This is a genomic window from Protaetiibacter mangrovi (assembly GCF_024752305.1).
GTDB lineage: Bacteria > Actinomycetota > Actinomycetes > Actinomycetales > Microbacteriaceae > Homoserinibacter > Homoserinibacter mangrovi.
On record NZ_JANTHX010000008.1, the window covers coordinates 511,478 to 533,192 of the forward strand.

At 71.5% G+C, this 21,715-nt stretch carries 20 protein-coding genes; 8 read left to right on the top strand and 12 right to left on the bottom strand.

Translation table 11 applies throughout. The annotated features are described in order from the left end of the window. The first annotated feature begins 35 nt into the window (after positions 1-35). The gene (locus NUH29_RS13850) at positions 36-1,352 is read left to right on the top strand and encodes a hemolysin family protein (RefSeq protein ID WP_258799822.1); all 1,317 of its coding nucleotides are present in this window, start codon (positions 36-38) and stop codon (positions 1,350-1,352) included. Next, positions 1,349-2,389, top strand: a complete 1,041-nt coding sequence (locus tag NUH29_RS13855) for a hemolysin family protein (protein ID WP_258799824.1) — start codon at positions 1,349-1,351, stop codon at positions 2,387-2,389. The genes NUH29_RS13850 and NUH29_RS13855 overlap by 4 nt, the downstream gene beginning before the upstream one ends. Positions 2,390-2,599: 210 nt before the next feature. Here the strand turns inward: NUH29_RS13855 and NUH29_RS13860 are convergent, their stop codons facing one another. After that, positions 2,600-3,682 carry an NADH:flavin oxidoreductase/NADH oxidase gene (locus tag NUH29_RS13860; protein WP_258799825.1) on the bottom strand — a complete coding sequence of 361 codons (1,083 nt, stop codon included), beginning with the start codon at positions 3,680-3,682 and terminating at the stop codon, positions 2,600-2,602. Next, positions 3,682-4,305, bottom strand: a complete 624-nt coding sequence (locus tag NUH29_RS13865; protein ID WP_258799826.1) for an HAD family hydrolase — start codon at positions 4,303-4,305, stop codon at positions 3,682-3,684. Before NUH29_RS13865 ends, NUH29_RS13860 begins: the two co-directional genes overlap by 1 nt. A gap of 22 nt (positions 4,306-4,327) precedes the next feature. Here NUH29_RS13865 and NUH29_RS13870 point away from each other — a divergent pair, with 22 nt between their 5' ends. Then, entirely contained in the window at positions 4,328-5,143 is an 816-nt protein-coding gene (locus NUH29_RS13870; protein WP_258799827.1) for an ADP-dependent NAD(P)H-hydrate dehydratase, read from the top strand. Here NUH29_RS13870 and NUH29_RS13875 read toward each other — a convergent pair. From NUH29_RS13875 to NUH29_RS13885, 3 genes are read right to left on the bottom strand one after another with little or no spacing between them, the layout of a single operon-like run. After that, the gene (locus tag NUH29_RS13875) at positions 5,140-5,871 is read right to left on the bottom strand and encodes an amino acid ABC transporter ATP-binding protein (protein ID WP_258799828.1); all 732 of its coding nucleotides are present in this window, start codon (positions 5,869-5,871) and stop codon (positions 5,140-5,142) included. The two genes, NUH29_RS13870 and NUH29_RS13875, sit on opposite strands and share 4 nt — an antisense overlap. Further along, positions 5,868-6,743, bottom strand: coding sequence for an amino acid ABC transporter permease (locus NUH29_RS13880; protein WP_258799829.1), 876 nt, complete (start codon positions 6,741-6,743; stop codon positions 5,868-5,870). Before NUH29_RS13880 ends, NUH29_RS13875 begins: the two co-directional genes overlap by 4 nt. A gap of 20 nt (positions 6,744-6,763) precedes the next feature. Continuing rightward, positions 6,764-7,606 (bottom strand): ABC transporter substrate-binding protein, encoded by an 843-nt coding sequence (locus tag NUH29_RS13885; protein WP_258799830.1) that lies wholly within the window; start codon positions 7,604-7,606, stop codon positions 6,764-6,766. Positions 7,607-7,721: 115 nt separating this feature from the next. Between NUH29_RS13885 and NUH29_RS13890 the strand changes: the two genes are divergently transcribed. Then, the gene (locus NUH29_RS13890) at positions 7,722-8,981 is read left to right on the top strand and encodes a glycosyltransferase 87 family protein (RefSeq protein ID WP_258799831.1); all 1,260 of its coding nucleotides are present in this window, start codon (positions 7,722-7,724) and stop codon (positions 8,979-8,981) included. Further along, entirely contained in the window at positions 8,978-10,219 is a 1,242-nt protein-coding gene (locus NUH29_RS13895) for an MFS transporter (RefSeq protein ID WP_258799832.1), read from the top strand. Before NUH29_RS13890 ends, NUH29_RS13895 begins: the two co-directional genes overlap by 4 nt. Before the next feature lie 10 nt (positions 10,220-10,229). Here NUH29_RS13895 and NUH29_RS13900 read toward each other — a convergent pair whose 3' ends face one another. From NUH29_RS13900 to NUH29_RS13920, 5 genes are all read right to left on the bottom strand, one after another. Then, positions 10,230-10,892: a response regulator transcription factor gene (locus tag NUH29_RS13900; RefSeq protein ID WP_258799833.1), complete on the bottom strand. Its 663-nt coding sequence runs from the start codon at positions 10,890-10,892 to the stop codon at positions 10,230-10,232. Positions 10,893-10,919: 27 nt separating this feature from the next. Continuing rightward, a complete protein-coding gene (locus NUH29_RS13905; protein ID WP_258799834.1) occupies positions 10,920-12,179 on the bottom strand; it encodes a hypothetical protein in 1,260 nt (419 codons plus the stop codon). After that, positions 12,176-13,348, bottom strand: coding sequence for a sensor histidine kinase (locus tag NUH29_RS13910; RefSeq protein ID WP_258799835.1), 1,173 nt, complete (start codon positions 13,346-13,348; stop codon positions 12,176-12,178). Before NUH29_RS13910 ends, NUH29_RS13905 begins: the two co-directional genes overlap by 4 nt. 101 nt (positions 13,349-13,449) lie before the next feature. Then, positions 13,450-14,655, bottom strand: a complete 1,206-nt coding sequence (gene metX / locus NUH29_RS13915; protein ID WP_258799837.1) for a homoserine O-acetyltransferase MetX — start codon at positions 14,653-14,655, stop codon at positions 13,450-13,452. Between the two features lie 84 nt (positions 14,656-14,739). Next, positions 14,740-16,149: a bifunctional o-acetylhomoserine/o-acetylserine sulfhydrylase gene (locus tag NUH29_RS13920; RefSeq protein ID WP_373317462.1), complete on the bottom strand. Its 1,410-nt coding sequence runs from the start codon at positions 16,147-16,149 to the stop codon at positions 14,740-14,742. A gap of 61 nt (positions 16,150-16,210) precedes the next feature. Between NUH29_RS13920 and NUH29_RS13925 the strand changes: the two genes are divergently transcribed. Both NUH29_RS13925 and NUH29_RS13930 read left to right on the top strand, forming a co-directional pair. After that, a complete protein-coding gene (locus tag NUH29_RS13925; protein ID WP_258799838.1) occupies positions 16,211-16,783 on the top strand; it encodes a PadR family transcriptional regulator in 573 nt (190 codons plus the stop codon). Beyond that, on the top strand, positions 16,780-18,258 hold the full coding sequence (locus NUH29_RS13930; RefSeq protein WP_258799839.1) for an MFS transporter: 1,479 nt from the start codon (positions 16,780-16,782) through the stop codon (positions 18,256-18,258). The genes NUH29_RS13925 and NUH29_RS13930 overlap by 4 nt, the downstream gene beginning before the upstream one ends. A gap of 3 nt (positions 18,259-18,261) precedes the next feature. Here NUH29_RS13930 and NUH29_RS13935 read toward each other — a convergent pair whose 3' ends face one another. After that, positions 18,262-19,368: an acyltransferase family protein gene (locus tag NUH29_RS13935; RefSeq protein WP_258799840.1), complete on the bottom strand. Its 1,107-nt coding sequence runs from the start codon at positions 19,366-19,368 to the stop codon at positions 18,262-18,264. 46 nt (positions 19,369-19,414) lie between these two features. Here NUH29_RS13935 and NUH29_RS13940 point away from each other — a divergent pair, with 46 nt between their 5' ends. Continuing rightward, positions 19,415-20,185, top strand: a complete 771-nt coding sequence (locus tag NUH29_RS13940) for an SDR family NAD(P)-dependent oxidoreductase (RefSeq protein ID WP_258799841.1) — start codon at positions 19,415-19,417, stop codon at positions 20,183-20,185. Between the two features lie 8 nt (positions 20,186-20,193). Here the strand turns inward: NUH29_RS13940 and NUH29_RS13945 are convergent, their stop codons facing one another. Continuing rightward, entirely contained in the window at positions 20,194-21,675 is a 1,482-nt protein-coding gene (locus NUH29_RS13945) for an MFS transporter (RefSeq protein ID WP_258799842.1), read from the bottom strand. Positions 21,676-21,715 lie beyond the last annotated feature (40 nt).

The following is a 21,715-nucleotide window of genomic DNA, read 5'->3' on the forward strand; positions in this document are numbered from 1 at the left end:
CCCGCGCCGGTGACCACCGCGAGGGGTGATGCCCGATGAGCGCCGAATGGTGGGGTCTCATCGCGGGTGTCGTCCTCACGGTCGGAACCGGCTTCTTCGTGGCGAGCGAGTTCGCGCTCGTCAACCTCGACCGCCACGACCTCGAGGACCGCCAGACCAAGGGCGAGACCATGCTCGGCCCGACCATCCGGGCGCTCAAGGTCACCTCGACGCACCTCTCCGCCGCGCAGCTCGGCATCACCCTCACGACGCTGCTCGCGGGCTTCACCCTCGAGCCGGCGTTCAGCGGATGGCTGCGGCCGCTGTTCGAGGCGTGGGGGCTGGGCGAGACCACGTCGCGGGTCACGGCGACGATCGTCGCGGTCGCCGTCGCGACCCTGTTGTCGATGATCATCGGCGAACTCGTTCCGAAGAACTTCGCCATGGCCCTCCCCCGGCAGACGGCGAAGCTCGTCATCCCGTTCCAGCTCGTCTTCACGACCGTGTTCAAACCGTTCGTCGCCCTGCTCAACGGCACCGCCAACGCGGTGCTGCGGGGGATCGGCATCGAGCCGAAGGAGGAGCTGAGCTCCGCCCGCACCGCCGACGAGCTCAAGAGCCTGGTGCGCCGCTCGGCGAGCGAAGGCGCCCTCGACCGCGACACCGCGACCCTGCTCTCGCGCACCCTCGCGTTCTCGGAGCACACCGCAGCCGACGTCATGACCCCACGCCCGCGGCTCGCGGCCGTCGAGCGCACCGACACCGCGGAGGCCGTGATCGCCCTCGCACGCCGCACCGGCTACTCCCGCTTCCCGGTGACAGACGAAGGACCCGACGACATCGTCGGGATCGTGCACCTCAAGCAGGCGGTCGCCGTGCCGCGCGAGCGCCGCGGGAAGGTGCCGGTGTCGGCCCTGCAATCCGATGCGCTGCGCGTGCCCGAGACGATGAAGCTGGATGTGCTGCTCGGCGAGCTGCGCGGCCGCAGCTACCAGATCGCCGTGGTCGTCGACGAGTACGGCGGCACGGCGGGAGTCGCCACCCTCGAAGACCTCGTCGAGGAGCTCGTCGGCGAGGTGTCCGACGAGCACGACCGCTCCCGCGCCGACGTCGTCCGCAGCCGCGACTGGCTGACCTTCCCCGGTGCGCTGCGTCCCGACGAGCTGCTGGAACGCGCCGGTGTCACCGTGCCCGAAGACGGGCCCTACGAGACCGTCGCCGGCTTCCTCATGAGCGAGCTGGGGCGCATCCCCACCGCCGGTGACACCGTCGAGGTCGGCGCCGGCACCTTCCGCGTGGAGCGGATGGACGGACGACGCATCGACCGCGTGCGCTTCACCCCGCACCCCGCCGAGCCGGAGGAGCAGCGATGAACGCCTCCGACTGGTGGGGGATCGCCTGGCTCGTGATCCTGCTCGTGGTCAACGCCTTCTTCGTGGGCGCCGAGTTCGCCGTCATCTCGGCGCGTCGCTCGCAGATCGAACCGCGGGCGGAGGCCGGATCGCGCGCCGCCAAGACCGCGCTCTGGGCGATGGAGCACGCCACCCTGATGCTCGCGACCAGCCAGCTCGGCATCACCGTGTGCTCGCTGCTCATCCTCAACGTCTCCGAACCCGCCATCCACCACCTCCTCGAGGTGCCGTTCGGTGCCTTCGGCTGGCCCGAGGCCGTCTCCGGCACCGTCGCGTTCATCGTGACGCTCGTGCTCGTGTCGTTCCTGCACGTCGTGTTCGGCGAGATGGTGCCGAAGAACCTCTCGTTCTCGGTGCCCGACCGCTCGGTGCTCATCCTCGCCACACCGCTCGTGGCGATCGCGACCATCTTCCGCCCCGTCATCCGCGCCCTCAACGCCACCGCCAACGGCGTGCTGCTGCTGTTCCGGGTGCAGCCGAAGAACGAGGCGACGAGCGCCTTCACCGTCGAAGAGGTGGAGCTCATCGTGCGCACCTCGACGCGCGAAGGGGTGCTCACCGACTCCACGGGCACGCTCAGCAACGCGTTCGAGTTCACCACCAAGACGGTGGCGGATGTCGCGCTCGGCATGGACGCGCTCGTCACCCTGCCGGAAGACGCGACCCCGGGAGACGTCGAAGGCGCCGTCGCGCAGCACGGCTTCAGCCGCTACGTGCTCGTCGACGAGGCGGGGGAGCCGAGCGGCTACGTGCACCTCAAAGACGTCATCGACCTGCGCGACGACGAGTTCGACGACCCGGTGCCGCCCAAGCGCATCCGCCAGCTCATCTCGCTGTACCGCGGGATGGAGCTCGAAGACGCGCTCGCGACCCTGCGGCGTGCCGGCAGCCACGTGGCACGGGTGTTCGACGAGAACGGCGCCACCCGCGGCGTGCTCTTCCTCGAAGACATCATCGAGGAGCTCGTCGGCGAAGTGCACGACGCGACTGCTCGTTAAGGCGCGGCGATAATCCGCCGCGCTGGCTCCCGCCGGGGGTGAGCGCGGTCACCCCCGGCTCCGCCGTCGTTAAGGCGCCCGATAATCCGCGGCGCCGGCTCACGCCGAGGCGAGCGCGGTCGCCTCGGCTCCGCCGTCGTTAGGCGCGGCGATAATCCGCCGCGCTGCTCCCGCCGGGGGCGAGCGTGGTCACCGCCGGCTCCGCCCGAGTCACGGGCGGGGCTTCGCTCGGAGGTACTGCGGGGGCCAGTAGTCGAGGTCGACGCCCAGCTCGTGGGCCGCCCGCAGCGGGAAGTGCGGGTCGCGCAGCAGCTCGCGGCCGAGCATGACGGCGTCGGCGCGGCCCTCCCGCACCACGGCGTCCGCCTGCGCCGGGGTCGTGATGAGGCCGACCGCCGACACCGGCACCTCGGCACCGTCGCCGATGTGCTCGGCGAACGGCACCTGATAGCCCGGTCCGAGACGGATCGCCTGGTGCGCCACCAGACCGCCGCTCGAGATGTCGAACAGGTCCGCCCCGGCATCGCGCGCCCAGGCCGCGACGGTCGCGGTCTGCTCCGGATCCCAGCCGTCGTCGGCCCAGTCGGTCGCGGAGAAGCGCACCAGGACGGGCAGCTCCTCGCCGACGGCGGCGCGGACCGCGCGCACGATCTCCAGCAGCAGGCGGGCGCGGTTCTCGAGCGGCCCGCCGTAGGCGTCGGTGCGGTGATTCGACAACGGCGAGAGGAACTGGTGCAGCAGGTAGCCGTGCGCCGCATGGATCTCCACCAGGCCGAAACCGGCCCGCACCGCCCGCACCGCGGCATCCGCGAACGCCCGCACGAGACCCGGCAGCTCGTCGGCGTCGAGCGCGCGAGGGACGGCGTAGCCCTCGAACGCGACCGCCGAGGGCGCGACGGTCGGCCAACCACCCTCGTCCGAGGGAACCGAGCCGTGGCGCGCGTCGCCCCACGGCGAGAACGTCGACGCCTTGCGACCCGCGTGGGCCAGCTGGATGCCCGCGACGGCGCCCTGCCCGCGGATGAACTCCGCGATCCGCGCCCACGCTGCCTCCTGCTCATCCGACCAGATGCCCGTGTCCTCGGGGGAGATGCGCCCCTCCGGCACGACGGCGGTGGCCTCGGCGATCACGAGCCCCGCGCCGCCGCGGGCGAGTGCGCCGAGGTGCACGAGATGCCAGTCGGTCGGCACCCCGTCGCGGTCCAGACAGGAGTACTGGCACATGGGCGCCACCCAGAGCCGGTTGCGGATGGGGGTGCTGCGGAGGGTGATCGGGTCGAACAGGCCGGGCATCAGGCCACCTCCGCCAGCGACTCGAGGAAGGCGCGCAGCCTCTCCGCTCCCGTGAACACGTGCCCGGTCACGCCGAGCGCCGCGGCACCCTCGACGTTGACCGCCTTGTTGTCGATGAACACCATCCGGTCCAGCTCGATCTCGAGCTCCTCGGCGACGTGACGGTAGATCTCGGCGTCGGGCTTCAGCAGCCCGAGCTCGGCGCTCACGAAGACGGCCTCGAACAACGTCGCCATGGGCGAGAAACGGAACGGTCCGCCGAAGTCGAACCCCGCGTTCGACAGCAGGGCCGTGCGGGTGCCGCCCGCGTGCAGCTCCTCGATGAGGGCCATGGTGCCGGGGTCGACGCCGATCCAGCTGCGGAAGTCGATCGCCCACAGCCGCTGGATCGTGGTGATGTCCCAGCTGGCACCGAGGTCGTCGGCGATCCGGCGCCAGTAGTCGACGACGCTCAGCACGCCCTGGTCGAGGTCGTCGCGGTAGCGGGCGTACACGGGCCAGAACGTGTCGGGGTCGGCTCCCGCGATCTCCGGCAGCAGGCCCGCGTCGACCTCACCCGGGGGCGTCGAGATCACCTCCCCGTAGTCGAAGACGACGACACGACCGGGGATGCTGATGCTCACCGATTCAAACTATCGTGGCCGCATGGGCACGAGCTTCGGGCCGGTGGATGCCGCGCGCTGGATCGCCGTCCCCGGGCCCGCCGACGACAAGTACACCCGCGGTGTGGTGGGTCTCGTGACCGGTTCCGCTCGCTACCCGGGTGCGGCGGTGATCGGTGTGGAGGCCGCGCTGCACACCGGGGTGGGCATGGCGCGCTATCACGGCGCCGGGAGGCCGACCCGGCTCGTGCTGCAGCGGCGCCCCGAGGCGGTCACCGCCGAGGGCCGCGTGCAGGCCTGGGTGGTGGGCTCCGGCCAGGATCCCGACGACCTCGACGAGCTGACCGCCGCGCATCGCGACCGGGCGCTCGCCGATCCCGTGCCGACCGTGATCGACGCGGGCGCGCTCCCGTTCGTCGAGCGCGTGGCGGGCACCCGCGTGCTCGTGCCGCACGCGGGGGAGCTCGCGCGGGTGCTCGGCCGCGACCGCTCCGAGGTGCTGGCCGAACCGGCGGCGTCGGCACTCGACGCGGCGTCGCGTTACTCGGCGGTCGTGCTGCTCAAAGGCCACACCACGCGCATCGCCGACCCCGGCGGCGGGTTGCTCGAGGTCTCCGCGGCGCCCGCCTGGACCGCGACCGCCGGCACCGGCGACGCGCTCGCCGGGGTGCTCGGCGCGCTGCTGGCCACCCACGCGCTCGAACTCGAGGCGGACCCCGGATGCGCCGCCCCGCTCGCCGCGACGGCCACCGTGCTGCACGGCCTCGCCGCCGAGCGCGCCGGCCGCGGCGCTCCGTTCACGGTGCTCGGACTGTGTGCCGAGCTGCCCGCGGTCGTGCGGGAGCTGCTCGCGGGCTAGCTCATCCGGGCGAGGAACTCCCGGGTGCGCGCCTCGCGGGGGGCCGCGAACAGCTCGGCGGCGGGACCCTCCTCGACCACGACGCCGCCGTCGAGGAACAGCACCCGGTGCGCGACGTCGCGCGCGAACGCCATCTCGTGGGTCGCCATGAGGATCGTCGCGCCGTCGGCCGCCAGCTCGCGCACCAGGTCGAGCACTTCGCCGACCAGCTCCGGGTCGAGGGCGCTCGTGATCTCGTCGAGCAGCAGCACCTCGGGGTCGGTGGCGATCGCGCGCACGATCGCGGCGCGCTGCTGCTGCCCGCCCGACAGGCGGTCGGGGTGCTCACGCGCCTTGTCGGCGAGCCCGATGCGCTCGAGCAGCCGCGTGCCGCGCTCCTCGGCCGTCGCCCGTGCGACGCCGTGCACCACCCGGGAGGCGAGGGTGACGTTGTCGAGCACCGAGAGGTGCGGGAACAGGTTGTAGTGCTGGAAGACCACCCCGAAGCGCGCCCGGACGGCATCCGGCTTCACCCGCGGGTCGGAGATGTCCTCCTCGCCGAGCAGGATGCGGCCGTCGTCGATCGGCTCGAGCAGGTTCAGGCAGCGCAGCAGCGTCGACTTGCCCGATCCGCTCGGCCCGATCAGGGCGACCACCTCGTGCGTCGCGAGTTCGAGCGAGATCCCGCGCAGCACCTCCTTCTCGCCGAACGTCTTCCACAGCTCGCTCGCCGTCAGCACGGCGCTCATACGATCGACCCCATCTGCTCGCGGTCGCGCAGCCGCGCGGAGTACCAGTCGGTGAGGCGGATGGTCGGGATCGCGAGCAGTACGAACAGCACCCCGGCCACGATGTACGGCGTGAAGTTGTACGTCTGCGACGCGGCGATCTGAGCCGCGCGGACGGCGTCGACCGCGCCGAGGATCGAGACGAGCCCGACATCCTTCTGCATCGCCACGAAGTCGTTCATGAGCGGCGGGGTGATCTTGCGGATCGCCTGCGGCAGCACGATCCGCACGAGCGTCTGCACGTAGCCGAGTCCGAGCGCACGGGCGGCGAGACGCTGCGAGGGGTGCACGGCCTCGATCCCCGCGCGCATCACCTCGGCGACGTAGCTGGAGTAGGTGAGCGTCACGGCGATCACCCCGAGCACGATCGGCGGGATGCGGGTGTTCGTGATCGTCGGGATCCCGATTCCGACGATGTACAGCACGATGATGAACGGCATCCCGCGGAAGAGGTCGGTGTAGGCGGCGGCGATCACCCGCAGCGGGAAGAACACCGGACCGCGGAGGGTGCGGAAGGTGGCGATCAGCAGCGCGACGACCCCGACCGTGACGACCGAGATGGCGAGCACCTCGAGGTTCAGCAGGAACCCGTCCCAGATCTTCGGCAGCGAGGCGAGGGCGATGGCCGGGTCGAGGAAGAACGCCTGGACCTTCGCCCACCCCTCGGTGTTGATGACGAACGCCCAGACGAGCGCGCCGACCACGACCGTCGAGGCCGCGGCGATCAGCACCGAGCGGGTCTGCTGCCGTCGACGGTACGCGCGGCGCCCCGATTCGAGCTCGCTCGGCCGGTGAGGTTCCGGCCGAGCGGAGCCCGGAGGTTGAATCGTCACGTGGTGACGCTAGCGCGTCGTCACTTGAGCAGGGTCACGCCCTGGCCCGAGCCGAGCCACTCGTCGGTGATCTCGTCGAGCGTGCCGTCGGCGCGGATCGCGTCGACCGCGGCGGTGACCTTCGCGGTCAGCGGCGAGTCCTTCGCGAGCAGCAGCCCCCACTCGTCGGGCACGCCGGCGGCGGGCAGCTCGCCCACGATGAACGAGTCCTCGATGTAGACCCCGGTGGCGTAGTACGCCGTCGGCAGGTCGAGCACGAGGGCGTCGATCTGGCCCGCCTGCAGCGCGGCGACCGCATCCTCGTTCGAGTTGTAGAGCTGCGGCGCCACGTTCGGTGCGACGGCCTCGTCGATGGTGGTGGCGCTCGTCGAGCCCGCCATGGCGCCGAGCAGCAGGTCCTTGAGGCCGGCGAGCGTGTCCACGCCGTCCGCCTTGCCACCCTGGATGGCCACGACGGCCTGGCTCGCCGCGTAGTACGGCGACGAGAAGTCGACGGCCTGCGTGCGCTCGTCGGTGATCGTGTACTGCTGGATGTTGAAGTCGAAGCTCTTCGGGCCGGGCGCGATCGCCGACTCGAAGCTCGTGCGCACCCACACCACATCGTCCTTGGCGAAGCCGAGCTGGTCGGCCACCGCGTAGGCGACGGCCGCCTCGAAGCCCTCGCCCGACTCCGGGGCGTCGTCGATGACGTAGGGGTAGTAGGCGGTCTCGCCGGTGGCGATCGTGAGCTTGCCGGGCGTGATGTAGCCCTCGTCGGCGTCGCCGGACGCGGAGCTGTCGGGGGTGCTCGCGCAGGCGGCGAGGCTCAGGGCGAGTGCGGACGCCGCTGCGATGGCGAGCAGGCGCGGGCGGATGCGGGACACGGTGCCTCCGGGTGCTGTGGTGGGGGAACGGACGTCACCCATCATCGCCTGAATCGGCAGCCGCGCGCCGGGCGGCGCGTCATGCGGGGTCACGCGCCCCGATTACGCTGGCGACATGACGGATGCGGTGCGGGAATCCGGCGTCCGCCGCCGGTCGCGCGCCCTGCTCACCCATCCGGTGACCCTCTGGGGGGCGTTCGTGCTCGTGCACCTCGTGCTCGGGCTGATCTGCCTCACCGCGCCGAGTCTGCCGATGGGCGACGTCACCCTCGTCTACGCGTACTGGATGCACCGCGGGTTCGACGACGGGATCTGGGTCGGGATCGACACCTCCTGGGTGTACCCGCTGCTCGCGATCGTGCCCATGGCCCTCTCCACGCTGTTCGGCTGGACCTTCTACGCGAGCACCTGGCTGACGCTCGCCCTGATCGCGGATGCCGCGGCGTTCGCCGTGCTGCTGCATCGCGGGCGACCGACCCGCGAGACGGCGGCCGCGGCCTGGTGGTGGATCGTGTTCCTCGCGGCCGTCGGCCCCGTCGTCCTCGGGCGCATCGACACCTTCGCGACGGCCCTCGCGATCGTGGGGGTGCTGCTCGTCGTCGGCCGGCCCGCGCTCGGGGCCGTGCTGCTGACGGCGGCCGCGTGGATCAAGGTCTGGCCCGCCGCGCTCGTCGCGGGTGCGGTCATCGCCCTCCGCAGCCGCCTGACCGTCCTGGCATCCGCAGCCGCGACCTCGGCGGTGGTGCTGGCCGTCGGTCTGATCCTCGGCGGCGGTGCGAGCCTCGTCAGCTTCGTCACGGAGCAGTCGGGACGGGGTCTGCAGATCGAATCGGTGCTGGCCGTCCCCGCGATGTGGGCGGCCTGGGCGCACGCCGGCACCTCCGTCTACTACGACCGGCAGATCCTGACCTACCAGCTCCAGGGGCCGGGGACCGAGCTCGCCGCGTCGCTGTCGACCCCGCTGCTCGCGCTCGCCGTCGGCGCGGTCGTGGTGCTGGGGATCGTCGGCGCGCGCCGTGGGCACCCGTCCGCGCGCCTGCTGCCCCCGCTGCTGCTGGCGCTCACCGTCGCCCTCATCGCGTTCAACAAGGTCGGTTCGCCGCAGTTCGCGGGTTGGCTCGCGGTCCCCGTGATCTTCGGGCTCGTGGCGGCGCGACTCGAGGGCGGACCCTCGTTCCGGGTGCCGGCGGTCCTCGCGCTGCTCATCGCCGGGCTCACCCAGGTGGTCTATCCCTACTGGTACGGGAAGCTTCTGAGCCTCGATCCGGTTCTCCTCGTCGCGCTCACCGCGCGCAACGTCCTCTACCTCGCACTGTTCGCCTGGGCCCTCGTCGCCCTCGTGGATGCGATCCGAACGGAGCCAGAGCTCACGTGAGCACCCCCGACGCCGCACCGCTGTCACCCGCCCGCACCCGGCTGGCGCTGCTCGCCCTCGCCCTCGGCGGGTTCGGCATCGGCGCGACCGAGTTCGTCGCCATGGGGCTGCTCCCGCAGATCGCGCGCGACCTGCTGCCGTCGACCTGGAGCCAGGCGCCGGACGACGCGATCGCCCAGGCGGGCGTCGTGATCGCGGCTTACGCGCTCGGGGTGGTCGTGGGGGCGCCGACGATCGCCGTGTTCGCCGCCCGACTTCCGCGGCGCCGCATCCTGCTCGGGCTGGTGGTCGCGTTCACGATCGGCACCGTGGCGTCCGCGCTCGCGCCGAGCTTCCCGCTCGTCGTGCTGTTCCGCTTCCTCGCGGCCCTGCCGCACGGCGCGTACTTCGGCATCGCGGCGCTCGTGGCCGCGTCGCTCATGGGTCCGGGGAAGCGGGGGCAGGGCGTGGCGCTCGTGCTCTCGGGGCTCACGGTCGCCAACGTAGTCGGCGTGCCGCTCATCACCTTCCTCGGGCAGCAGTCGGGGTGGCGGGTCGCCTACCTCGCGGTCGCGGCCATCTTCGCGCTCTCGGTCGCGGCGATCGCGCTCACCGTGCCCTGGCAACCCGGTGATCCGCAGGCGACCGCGCGGCGCGAGCTGGGGGCGTTCCGGCGGCCCGCCGTCTGGTTCGCCCTGCTGACGGGCTCGGTGGGGTTCGCGGGTTTCTTCGCGGTCTACAGCTACGTCGCGCCGCTCGCCACCGAGGTCACCGGGCTGCCCGAGTCGGCGGTGCCCTGGGCCCTCGTCACCCTCGGTCTCGGGATGACGCTCGGCAACCTCATCGGAGGGTGGGCGGCCGATCGCGGCGTGCTGCGCGCACTGTTCGCGAGCTTCGGCGTCTTCGCGGCGATGCTGCTCGGTCTCGCCCTGACCGCGCCGTGGCCGGTCGGGCTCTTCGTCTTCCTGTTCGGCGTCGGTGCGGCGGCCTCGGCGCTGTCCCCGACGATCCAGACGCGCCTCATGGATGTCGCGGGCGACAGCCAGACGCTCGCGGCCGCCGTCAACCACTCCGCCCTGAACATCGGGAACGCCCTCGGTGCGTTCCTCGGGGGCGCCGTCATCGCCGCGGGCTGGGGATACCTCGCACCCACCTGGGTCGGGCTCCTCGCCTGCGTACCCGGGGTGCTGCTCGCGCTCGCGGGCACCGCGGTCACGGCCGCGGCCGACCGCCGCTCGGCGGTCGCCGTCGGCGCCTAGCGGCCCCGCGTCAGAAGGTGCCGGTGGGGGAGTCCTGGATGAGGATGCCGTCCTGGATGGCGCGGCGGCGCAGAGCCACCTTGGTGCCGACGTCGATGCCCGCGACGCGGTACTTCTCGCGGATGCGCTTCAGATAGCTCTTGGCCGTCTCCTCGGAGATGCCGAGCTGGTAGGCGACCGACTTGACCGGCTCGCCGCCGCCGTAGAGGGCCATCACACGGCGCTCCTGCGCCGAGAGCTTGGGGGCGCCCCCGATGTCGGACGCGTTGATCGCCAGGTCGAGCTCGGCCGAGATGAAGCTCTCGCCCACGGCGGCCGCGCGGATCGCCTCCACGATCATCGCCGCGTCCTCGCTCTTCACGAGATAGCCGAGGGCGCCGGCGGCGAGCGCCTCGCGGACCACGTTCGGCTCGGAGTAGGTGCTCATGAGCACGACCCGCACCCCGGTCGACTTGAGGGCCGAGATCTTCACCGCGATCGGGATGTTGTCCTTGAGGTCGAGATCGAGCAGCACGACGTCGACGGGGAAGGAGGGGTGCGTGAGCAGCTCGGGCCAGGTGGTGAGCTCGGCCACCACGTCGATCTCGTCCGTGGCGTTGCGGATCCAGTTGGCGAGCCCGCTCAGGATCATGCGGTGGTCGTCGACCACCGCGAGTCGGATCGGGGCTGGCATGTCGGTCTCCTTCGGAGGATCGGGGGATCACACGTCGGCGGGGTTGTCCACCACCGCGTCGATGTCGACGCGGAGGCTTCCTTCCTCGGTGGTGTCAGAGTAGCGCCCGACCCGTCCGAGGGCGGCCCAGATCGACGGATCGACACGATTGCGCCGGATTCCGCTGCTGGTGATCGTGATCGGGATCGGGATCTTGTGGTCGTCCCGCGTCGTGGTCGAGGGGGCGAGCGGACCGAGCTGGATCGTGATGCTGCGGTGCGGTCCCGCCTTCTTGCGGGTGTCGCTCACGAGCATCCAGGCGGCGGCGAGGAGGCCGTCGCGTTGCGCCGGGTCGAGCAGACCGGCGAGGGCCGACTTGTCGACGAGGGTGACCGAGCGGCCGAGCATCTCGGATTCGCTCACCGCGTGATAGAGCCAGGTCTCCCGGCGGCCCTCGATGAGGTGCAGCCGCAGCTCGGTCGCGAGCGAGGCCGCGAGCGATGCGGTCTTGGGGGTCAGCGGGAGCGCCGTCTTCTTGGTGGCGATGGAGTCGAGGAGGCGCTCGGCGGCGAGGTCGAGTCGGGCCAGCTCCTCCGAGGCGAGCATGCCCACCGCGTAACGCGGCGCCGACACCGTGCTCTGCACGAGGACGCGGTCGAGTTCGAGCTGGACCATGCGCCGATGCCCCTGCACCAGCAGGACGCCGATGACGGCCGGCAGCACCGTGAACGCGATCGCGGCCAGCTGCGGCGCGATGCGGTCGGCGTCGAACGGCGCGTCGGGTGGGGTGTTGAGGAACATCGCGACGGCGAGCACGACGCCGAGGACGCCTGCGGAGACGAGCAGCTCCGTCGCCCCGCGCTGGGTGACCACGAGCAGCAGCGCCGCACCCGCGGCCGTCGCCGCGGTGAGCGTGCGTCCGAGGTCGTGCAGGTCCCAGACCGCGATGAGGTCGAGGGTGACGGCCGCCGCGATGCCGACGAGCACGAGCGAGAACCCCCAGGTCGGCATGCGATCACCCCCCGCACGGGAGGCGATCACCGCCCCCACGATGACGACGATGAGCACACCCCACGCGCTCGCGGCCGCACCCGGCATCGGGTAGCGCTGCCAGAACACCACGAACCAGCTGAGCCCGTACACCGCGCGCAGCACCACGAAGACGTCGGCGCCGAGGGCGAGGAACGCGGAACCGAGGCTCGGACGCGCTCCGGCGCGACCGAGCCGCTTGGCCGTCTTCGACACGGCGCGCGCCGCGTTGCCGACCACGATGCCGAGGGTGTTCTCCTCGGGGATCCCCGCGGTCATCTGGGCACCTCCAGCACGACGGTCGTCCCCGACCCGGGCGCCGAGAACAGCCGCGCATTGCCGCCGACGTCGCGCAGTCGTGCCACCACCGACTCGGCGAAGCCGAGCTTGGCCTCGTCGATGTCGGCGATGGCGAAGCCGACCCCCGCATCCGTGACCATGGCGCGCACCGTGCTGTCGTCCTCGGTGATCGTGACGTGGGCCTCGGTGACGCCGGAGTGGCGTCGCACGTTCTCGAGGCACTCGGCGAGGGCGAGCAGGAACGCGTCGAGCACCTCGCTCGGCAGCAGCACCTGACCCGTGCCGTGCCAGCTGACGGTGAGCCCCATCCGTCCGAAGCGCTGCTTCACGGATTCGAGGGTGCGGCCGAGCACGGGTTCCGGATCGCCGCCCGACTCGAGCTGGTAGCTGCCGGAGGCCTGGGGCGTGGGCGTCGAGCCGAGGCGCAGCTGGCGCAGCAGGCGGGCGTCCTCCGCGGCCTGCTCGCGCAGCGCCTCGGGGGTGACGCCGACGCCCGAGTGCGCGAGCAGGGTGAGCGTCGCGAGCACCGTGTCGTGCAGCAGGCGCGCCGACTGGCGGCGCTGAGCCTCGAGCTCGCTGGCCTGCCGTTCCGCCCGGTGCGCGCGCCCGATGCTCGCGATGCGCTTGCTGATCTGCGGCACCCCCGCCGAGACCCAGACCCCGATGCCTCCGGCGAGGAACCAGCCGAGCACGAGCAGGCCGCCCGTGCGCAACGGGGCCTGCGAGGCGGAGGTGAGCCAGAACGAGGCCAAGGTCAGCACGACGAACGCCGCGCCGAGCCCCACGATCCGCCAGGCGGTGCCGGTGAGCACGATCGCGACCGCCGCGAGCGAGCCCGACATCAGCAGTTGGAGGGCCGTCATGCCGCCCTCTCCGAGGGATGCGGTGCCCGCCTCGGTCGCGATCGCCAGGATGCCGATGCCGGCCGCGAGGGTCAACAGCACCCAGACGGGATTGCGGCTGATGCCGAGCATGAACTGGGCGCCGGCGAGCACGACGTAGAGGAGGGCGCCGATCCCGATCGCGGCGGTGCCGTCGACGGCGCCCGGCAGCAGATAGCAGAGCAGCGAGGCGACGGTGAAGCTGAGGCCGTAGACGCGGGCGGCACGCTGCAGCACGCGGTCGCGTTCCTTGGCGATCAGATCCATCGAGCGCTTCACCCCGTCGGGTCGCCGGGCCTCCTGCCCCCATCGTGGCAGAGGTCACCACCCGAACGGGGGTAGCGGCGCGCCGTGTCAGCCGCGAAATGTCAGGAGTCGAGCAGGCGGGCGAGCTCCGGGCCGACGAGGGCGTCCTCGATGAGGAACGCGTCATGGCCGAAGGGCGAGGAGATCACGACGGGCTCCGCGCCGCTCAGGCTGTTCGGCAGGTGGCGGGCGATGGTGCGTTGACCCGGCACGGGGAACAGGCGGTCGGAGTCGATGCCGAGCACGAGGCCGAGCCCCGTCGCCCGCGACAGGGCGGCGGCGATCCCGTCGCGGTCGCGACCCACGTCGTGCGAGTTCATCGCGTCGACCAGCACGAGGTAGCTGTTGGCGTCGAAGCGGCGGGTGAACTTGTTGCCGTGGAAGTCGAGGTAGCTCTCGACGGCGAAGCGCCCCGCGCCGCCCATCGGGTTCAGGCCGCTCTGCCAGCTGCGCGCGAAGCGGTCGTCGAGCTCGGTGGGGGAGCGGTAGTTGAGCAGGGCCATGCGGCGGGCGAGCGCGAGACCCGCGTGCGGCCCCTCGCCGTCCTCGGCGTTGTAGTAGTCGCCGCCGGCGAAGCCGGCATCCATCCGGATCGCCTCGGACTGCACCGAGTTGAGGGCGATCTGGTCGGCCGAGGAGGCCGGCGGCGCCGCGAGCACGGCGAAGCGCTCCACCCGCTCGGGGTGGCTGATCGCCCACTCGAGCGACTGCATCCCGCCCATCGAGCCGCCGATCACGGCGGCCCAGCGGCGGATGCCGAGCGCGTCGGCGAGGGCGCGCTGCGCCTCGACCTGGTCGCGGATGGTCAGGTACGGGAAGCGCGGGCCCCACTCGAGCCCGTCGGGCCCTACCGACGCCGGTCCCGTCGAGCCCTGGCAGCCGCCCAGCATGTTGGGCGCGACGATGAACCACCGCTCCGGGTCGAGCACCTTGCCGGGGCCCACGAGGCCCGACCACCACCCGGCGGTCGGATGCCCCGGCGCGGCCGGGCCGGTCACGTGGCTGTCGCCCGTCAGGGCGTGCAGCACGAGCACGGCGTTGTCGCCGGCGGCGTTCGGCGTGCCCCAGGTCTCGTAGGCGATCGTGACGGCGGGCAGGCTGCCGCCGCGCTCGAACTCCATCGGTCCGAGTCGCTGGAAGCGGCGCGCTCCCGGGTCGTCGCCGATCCGCCAGGCGCCCGATGCGGGCGGCTTCGCCGAGATGGCGAGCCGGTTGGACTCGGTGACGAACGCGGAGGGCACCGCGTCTTCGGGTGTCTGCCAGTCCATCCCGCCCATTCTGGCGCGTCGCGGGTGCGTGTTACGCACGAGCCCCCGTCGAGCGGACTCGACGGGGGCTCGCTGCGCTGCGGACTACGCCCGCGCGTTCGCCGAGACGGCCCTGCGCGCGGCGTCGAAACCGGACTGCAGGTCGGCCTTGAGGTCGTCCACGTGCTCGAGGCCGACCGAGAGGCGCACGAGGCCCGGCGTGACGCCGGTCGTGAGCTGCTGCTCGGGGGTCAGCTGCGAGTGGGTGGTGGAGGCGGGGTGGATGATGAGGCTGCGCACGTCGCCGATGTTGGCGAGGTGGCTGAACAGCGCCACGTTCTCGACGAGGGCGCGCCCCGCGTCGACGCCGCCCTTGAGCTCGAACGACAGCACGGCGCCGACGCCCTGCGGGGCGTACTTGTTGGCCGCCGCGTACCAGGGGCTGGAGGGGAGGCCCGCGTAGTTGACGGAGGCGACATCCGGGTGGTTCTCGAGCCACTCGGCGATCTCCTGCGCGTTCTGCACGTGGCGCTCGATGCGCAGCGAGAGGGTCTCGACGCCCTGGATGAGGCTGAAGGCGCTGTCGGGGGAGAGGGCCGCACCGGTGTCGCGCAGGAGCGTCACGCGGGCCTTGATGACGTAGGCGATGCCGTCGCCGAGCACGGTCGTGTAGCTCGCCCCGTGGTAGGACGGGTCGGGCTCGGTGAGCCCGGGGAACTTGTCGACGTGCTGCGACCAGGGGAACCTGCCGCCGTCGACGATGAGGCCGGCGATGACCGTGCCGTGGCCGCCGAGGAACTTCGTCGCCGAGTGCACGACGATGTCGGCCCCGTGCTCGAAGGGGCGGATGAGGTACGGCGTCGCGATCGTGTTGTCGACGATGAGCGGCACGTCGTTCTCGTGGGCGACCCCCGCGACGAGCTCGATGTCGAGCACGTTGATGCGCGGGTTGCCGATCGTCTCGGCGAAGAACGCCTTCGTGTTGGGGCGCACCGCGGCGCGCCACTCCTCGGCGTCGTCCTGGTTCTCGACGAAGGTGACCTCGATGCCCAGCTTGGCGAAGGTGTACTTGAAGAGGTTGTAGGTGCCGCCGTAGATCGAGCTCGACGAGACGATGTGGTCGCCGGCGCCTGCGATGTTCAGGATCGCGTAGGTGATCGAGCTGGAGCCCGACGCGGTGGCGAGCGCGGCCGTGCCGCCCTCGAGCGCCGCGATGCGGTCTTCGATGACCGCCTGGGTGGGGTTCATGATGCGCGTGTAGATGTTGCCGAACTCGGCGAGCGCGAAAAGGTTCTTCGCGTGGTCGGCGTTGTTGAACACGTACGACGTGGTCTTGTAGATCGGGGTCGCGCGGGCGTTGGTCACCGGGTCCGGTGCGGCGCCGGCGTGGATCTGCTGGGTCTCGAACTTCCAGTCCGACATGGTTCGCTCCTCGTTCGGGTCGGCGGACGGGGAGTCCGCTCGTCGGGAACGGTACGTCCGTCGGCGAGCGGACGGCAACGCATCGCGCAACATCGCGTCACATCGGGGCGGCACTCGACTTGACACACGCGACTACTTGCGTGAAAGTAGTCGCGTGTCATCCATCCGGTTCTACATCCTCGCGTCGCTCGCGGAGCGGGGCCCGATGCACGGCCACGCCCTCGTGGCGCTGGCCGAGCAGGAGCACGTGCACGAGTGGACCGACATCTCGGTCGGGGGGCTCTACGGCGCCGCCCGCCGCCTCGCCGCCGAGGGCCTCATCGAGGCCGTCCGCACCGAGAAGCAGGGCAACTATCCCGAGCGGCAGGTGTTCGGCATCACCGATGCCGGTCGCGAGGCGCTGCGTGCGCTGCGCCGCGACATGCTCGCGGAGCTCTCCTGGCGTCACGACCCCGTCGACCTCGCCATCTCGTCGCTCGACCCCGACACCCTCGACGAGCTCGAGACCGTGATCCGCGACCGGCGTGAGCGCCTGCAGGCGATCCTCGAACACCAGATCGCGCACCGCGAACGCATCCGCCCCTACCTCACCGAGGCCGAATGGCTCTCGACCCGCCACGGCCTGCACCGGCTGCAGGCCGAACTCGACTGGCACGACGAGCTGCTCGCCGCCGTCCCCGACATCGTCCGCGACGAGCGGACCCGGAAGAACCAGAAGGACTCATGACCGCCCTCGCATCCACCCCCACCGCGCTCCAGGGCGATCGGCGACGCTGGCTCGCCCTCGCCGTGCTCATCCTGGGCGTCGCCATGGGCATGCTCGACACGACCATCGTCAACGTCGCGCTGCCGACCATCCGCACGAGCCTCGACGCCTCCGAGGCGACGCTCTCGTGGATCATCTCGGGCTACGCGCTCGCCTACGGCCTCATCCTCATCCCCGCCGGTCGCATCGGCGACCGCATCGGGCACAAGTGGGTGTTCCTGGTGGGCCTCGCCGGGTTCACCGTCGCGAGCCTCGCCTGCGGGCTCGCCGCCGACGGCACGGCGCTCGTCGTCGCCCGCGTCGCCCAGGGCCTGTTCGGGGGTCTGTTCTTCCCGCCGGTGACCGCCCTCATCCAGCTCATGTTCGCGGGGCGCGACCGGGGCAAGGCGTTCGCCGTCATGGGCGCGGCGATCGGCGTCTCGACGGCGCTCGGCCCGATCGTCGGAGGCCTGCTGATCGAGGCGCTCGGCGACACCGACGGCTGGCGGTCGATCTTCTTCGTCAACCTTCCCATCGGCGTCGTCGCCGTGGTCGCGGCGCTGCTGCTGCTCCCCGGTGGAGCGGAGGGCGGAGAGGCTCGCGGCGCCGACTGGTTCGGCTTCGTGCTGCTGGCCGGCGCGCTGGTCGCGATCCTGGTGCCGCTGATCCAGGGACAGGACGAGGACTGGCCGCTCTGGACCTGGCTCTCCCTCGCAGGCGGCGTCGTGCTCGTCGTGCTGTTCGCCGTGTGGGAGGTGGTGCTGACCCGCCGCGGGCGGACGACCCCGCTCGTGCCGCCCCACCTCTTCAGCCACCCGGCGTTCACCGGCGGCGTGGTGCTGGCGCTCGTCTACTTCGCGGCGTTCACGAGCATCTTCTTCACGATCTCGATCCTCTGGCAGTCGGGTCTCGGCCACACCGCGCTCGAATCGGGTCTCGTGTCGATCCCGTTCGCGCTCGGCTCGATCGTGGGGGCCTCGCAGAGCGATCGGATCGCGCACCGCTTCGGTCGCACGGCCCTCGTGCTCGGCACCGCCCTCGTCGCCCTCGGGCTCGTCGCGGTCTGGCTGGTGCTGCTGCTCGTGCCGGCCGCCGACCTCACCAACTGGGAGCTGCTCGCGCCGCTCGCCGTCGCCGGCGTCGGATCGGGGCTGTTCATCGCCCCCAACGCGCAGTTCATCGTCGCGACGGTCGACCGCACCGAGGCGGGGGCCGCATCGGGGGTGATCGGTACCATGCAGCGCATCGGATCCGCCATCGGCATCGCCGTGATCGGCTCGGTGTTCTTCGGAACGCTCGACATCTCGGGACCGACGGACGTCGCGGCCTCGTTCGCCGAATCCGCCGCGCACGCGATGCTCGTCTCCGCGGTCTTCGCCGTGGCGGCGTTTGCGCTGGTCTTCGTGCTGCCGAAGCGCGTCTCGCACGGCGCGCCGCCGCAGGCGCCCTCGGAGTGAGGCCTAGCGCCGTCGTGCTCCGGTCGGATCGGTGCGCGACGGCGCGGGGGGCCGCTCGTCGGGGCGGGCGAACAGCCACCTCGGCTTCGGTTCGACGAGCGGGCGGAAGACCTTCCGCACCCAGGGACTCGACAGCACGATCGAGATCGCGAGCGACGCGAACACCATCGTGAGCAGCCACACGGCCGAGGAGTGGTCGTCCTTGAGCACGCCCGACTCGCGGATGGGGTAGAGCACGAACGAGTGCAGCAGGTAGACGTACATGGTCGCCTGCCCGAACGCCGTGAAGAAGGTGTGCCGACGCGGGATGAGCGTGAAGAACGCGGCGCTCAGCAGCACCGCGAGCACGATGAGGCCGAGGCGCAGCAGCCCCGCCCACCACACCGGTTCGCCGAGGTCCTTGTACGAGTCGTCGTAGAAGAACCAGAAGCGCAGGTCGAACTCGCGGAAGGCGTGGATGTTCGTCAGCACCGTGGCGAGCCACCCGCCGAGCACCGCGATCGCGAGCGCGCGCACCCCCCAGACGGAACCCGTGCCGAGAACCTGCCAGCGATCGGCGAGCCGCCAGCTGCGCAACCGCCAGCCCAGCACGAAGAACGGCAGGATGCCGATCGCGCGCGACAGCGAGAACGTCGAGTCGACGTTGGCGAAGAACCCGACCGTCACCGACGCGACGACGGCCCACATGAGCGGCCAGCGCAGCAGGGCCAGATACGGCAGCACCATCCGGAAGATCGCGAGTGCCAGAAGGAACCACAGCGTCCAGTGCGGCTCGGTGGGGTTGAACACCGACACGCCCTCGACGAGCCACTGCACGAGCGACCAGATCGTCTGCATGATCACGTAGGGCAGCACGAAGTCGGTGATGATGCGCCGCATCTGGCGCGCACCGGGCGGGTCGGCCTTCGAGAAGTAGCCCGACACGATCGCGAACGCGGGCATGTGGAACGCGTAGATGAACAGGTACAGCGTCAACGCGTTGTCGGAGTCGCTCGTCTGGCGCTGGATCGCGTGGCCCATGACGACGAGCACGATGCAGGCGAATCGCGCGTTGTCCCAGAACGGCACCCGCACCCGCGGCTTGGTCGGAACCGACGCGGTGTCTGTCACCTGCCCAGCGTAAGCCGGTGGTCTTCGCACCCCGTACCGTGGAGCCATGACGTATCGCGTGGTGGTGACGGGGGCCAGTTCGGGGATCGGCGAGGCGACGGCTCGCCTGTTCGCGTCCCACGGGTGGCAGGTGATGGGCGTCGCGCGCCGCGCCGACCGCCTCGAGGCGCTCGCGGCGGAGGGCGTGCTCACCCCGATCGTGGCCGACATCACGGACGACGCCGACGTCGCCCGCGTGCGCGCGGAGGTCGAGGCGGGCGGCCCGCTGCACGCGCTCGTCAACAACGCGGGCGGGGCGCTCGGCACCGAGAGCATCGAGGACGCGATCCTCGACGACTGGCGCGTCATGTTCGAGACGAACGTGCTCGGCACCCAGCGCATGATCGCCGCCCTGCTGCCCGCGCTGCGTGCGGGCTCGGGCGAGCGCGGTGCGGGCGACATCGTCGCGGTCACCTCGATCGCGGGGCACACCGTCTATCCCGGGGGAGGCGGCTACAACGCGGCGAAGCACGCCCAGCACGCGATGCTCGCCGTGCTGCGCCTCGAGCTCGGTGGTGAACCGCTGCGCGTGATCGAGATCGCCCCGGGGATGGTCAAGACCGACTTCTCGCTCGTGCGCTACAAGGGCGACCAGGCGGCCGCCGACGCGGTCTACGCGGGCGTCGCCGATCCGCTGACGGCAGGCGACATCGCGGAGACGATCGTGCACGCGGTCGAGCTGCCGCCCCATGTCGACCTCGACCTGGTGATCGTGAAGCCCGTCGCGCAGTCGGCGGTGCGCACGATCCACACGGGCGCCCTCACCCCGAAGGGCTGAGCGCGCCGCTACTCGACGAGCGCCGCCTCGGGCTCGACGTCGGCGAAGGCGAGCTTCGGTACGAAGAACAGCAGCGCCATCGCCACGAGCGCCCCGACGCCGCAGATCGCCCACACGGTCATGTAGCCGGCGAGCGGGGCCACGGTCGTCTCGGCGACCTCGGCACCGGCCGAGACCAGCACCACCCCGAACACCGCCGAGGCGAAGGCTCCGCCGATCGTCTTGGTCGTGTTCGTCATGCCCGACGCGACGCCCGTCTGCCCGAGCGGGGCGGCGGCGGCCGCCGCGGCGGGGAGCGCCGCCACGAGCGCGCCGGAGCCCATGCCGGCGATCACCATGTTCGCGACGACCTGCCAGACCTCGAGGTGGAAGGGCAGGAACGCGAGGTATCCCACCGCCACGAACGCGGTCGCGATGATGAGCGACAGGCGCGGCGAGAGGCGCTTCGACACCGCCGAGAAGGCGAGGGCGCCCACGATCATGGCGACCAGGTAGGCGCCGATGAGGTACGACAGCGTGTCGGCGTCGAGGCCGAGACCGTATCCGTGCTCACCCGGGTCGGTGGCGGCGTACGTCGAGAGCGGCGCCTGGGCGCCGAGCACGCTGATGCCGAAGAGCGCCGCCGTGAGCAGCACCGGCCACATGGCGGGCTGCCGCATGACGCGCAGGTCGATCGCCGGATCCGGATGCCGCAGCTCCCAGCGGGCGAAGGCGAACAGCACGATTCCGCCGAGCACGACGGCGGCCGCGAGCACCAGCAGCCGCACCTCGAGGGGGATGTCGGCGTCGCCGAGCTTGGCGACGCGCAGGAAGACGAGTCCCGCGGTGATCAGCAGCAGCCCCGCGGACAGCAGCGCGAATCCGACGCCGTCGAGTCGCCGGCGACCCTGCGGTTCGGACTCGGGCACGCCGAACAGGATCGCGAAGAACACGAGGCTCACGACGATCGCGGGCACGAAGAGCGTCAGCATGATGTCGCCGCCCGTCGCGCGCAGCACCCGGCTCGCGCCGAGCGCTCCGATGATCGCACCCGCCTCGAGGGCGACCACGAGGAAGCCCGCCGAACGCCGGGTCTGCGAGCGACCCGTGCCGCTGCGCCGACCGCGGTCGAAGATGAGCGCGACCTCGAGCGGCAGCCACACGACGTAGAACGCCTGCAGCGCCCAGGCGACGAGGAAGCTCGTGAAGTCCGTCGTGGTGGCCAGCCACCAGGTCGCGCCCGCGGTGAGCGCGGTCGTGACGAGCAGCATCCGCTTGTGGCCGTAGATGTCGCCGAGCTTCGAGAAGATCGGCACGACGATCGCCGAGAGCAGCAGCTGCGCCGCCTCGAACCAGTTGAAGTCGCCGTCGTGGATCCGCAGGTGCTCGACGATGTCCGGGATGAGGGGCACGTAGAAGCCCTGCAGGATGCCGCTCGTCAGTTCGACGAGGAACAGGAAGCCGACGAGGGAGAAGGTGATCGCAGAGGCGCTGCGGGTTCGGGTCGCCATGAACGGATACTAGGTGCTCGGCGAATGGGTACCGTTGACG

Excerpts from the sequence above, each read along its gene's own strand:
- NUH29_RS13850 (WP_258799822.1), top strand. The coding sequence starts at position 36 with ATGAGCGCCGAATGGTGGGGTCTCATCGCGGGTGTCGTCCTCACGGTC.
- NUH29_RS13855 (WP_258799824.1), top strand. The coding sequence starts at position 1,349 with ATGAACGCCTCCGACTGGTGGGGGATCGCCTGGCTCGTGATCCTGCTC.
- NUH29_RS13860 (WP_258799825.1), bottom strand. The coding sequence starts at position 3,682 with ATGCCCGGCCTGTTCGACCCGATCACCCTCCGCAGCACCCCCATCCGC.
- NUH29_RS13870 (WP_258799827.1), top strand. The coding sequence starts at position 4,328 with ATGGGCACGAGCTTCGGGCCGGTGGATGCCGCGCGCTGGATCGCCGTC.
- NUH29_RS13875 (WP_258799828.1), bottom strand. The coding sequence starts at position 5,871 with ATGAGCGCCGTGCTGACGGCGAGCGAGCTGTGGAAGACGTTCGGCGAG.
- NUH29_RS13890 (WP_258799831.1), top strand. The coding sequence starts at position 7,722 with ATGACGGATGCGGTGCGGGAATCCGGCGTCCGCCGCCGGTCGCGCGCC.
- NUH29_RS13900 (WP_258799833.1), bottom strand. The coding sequence starts at position 10,892 with ATGCCAGCCCCGATCCGACTCGCGGTGGTCGACGACCACCGCATGATC.
- NUH29_RS13905 (WP_258799834.1), bottom strand. The coding sequence starts at position 12,179 with ATGACCGCGGGGATCCCCGAGGAGAACACCCTCGGCATCGTGGTCGGC.
- NUH29_RS13910 (WP_258799835.1), bottom strand. The coding sequence starts at position 13,348 with ATGGATCTGATCGCCAAGGAACGCGACCGCGTGCTGCAGCGTGCCGCC.
- metX (WP_258799837.1), bottom strand. The coding sequence starts at position 14,655 with ATGGACTGGCAGACACCCGAAGACGCGGTGCCCTCCGCGTTCGTCACC.
- NUH29_RS13920 (WP_373317462.1), bottom strand. The coding sequence starts at position 16,149 with ATGTTGCGCGATGCGTTGCCGTCCGCTCGCCGACGGACGTACCGTTCC.
- NUH29_RS13930 (WP_258799839.1), top strand. The coding sequence starts at position 16,780 with ATGACCGCCCTCGCATCCACCCCCACCGCGCTCCAGGGCGATCGGCGA.
- NUH29_RS13940 (WP_258799841.1), top strand. The coding sequence starts at position 19,415 with ATGACGTATCGCGTGGTGGTGACGGGGGCCAGTTCGGGGATCGGCGAG.
- NUH29_RS13945 (WP_258799842.1), bottom strand. The coding sequence starts at position 21,675 with ATGGCGACCCGAACCCGCAGCGCCTCTGCGATCACCTTCTCCCTCGTC.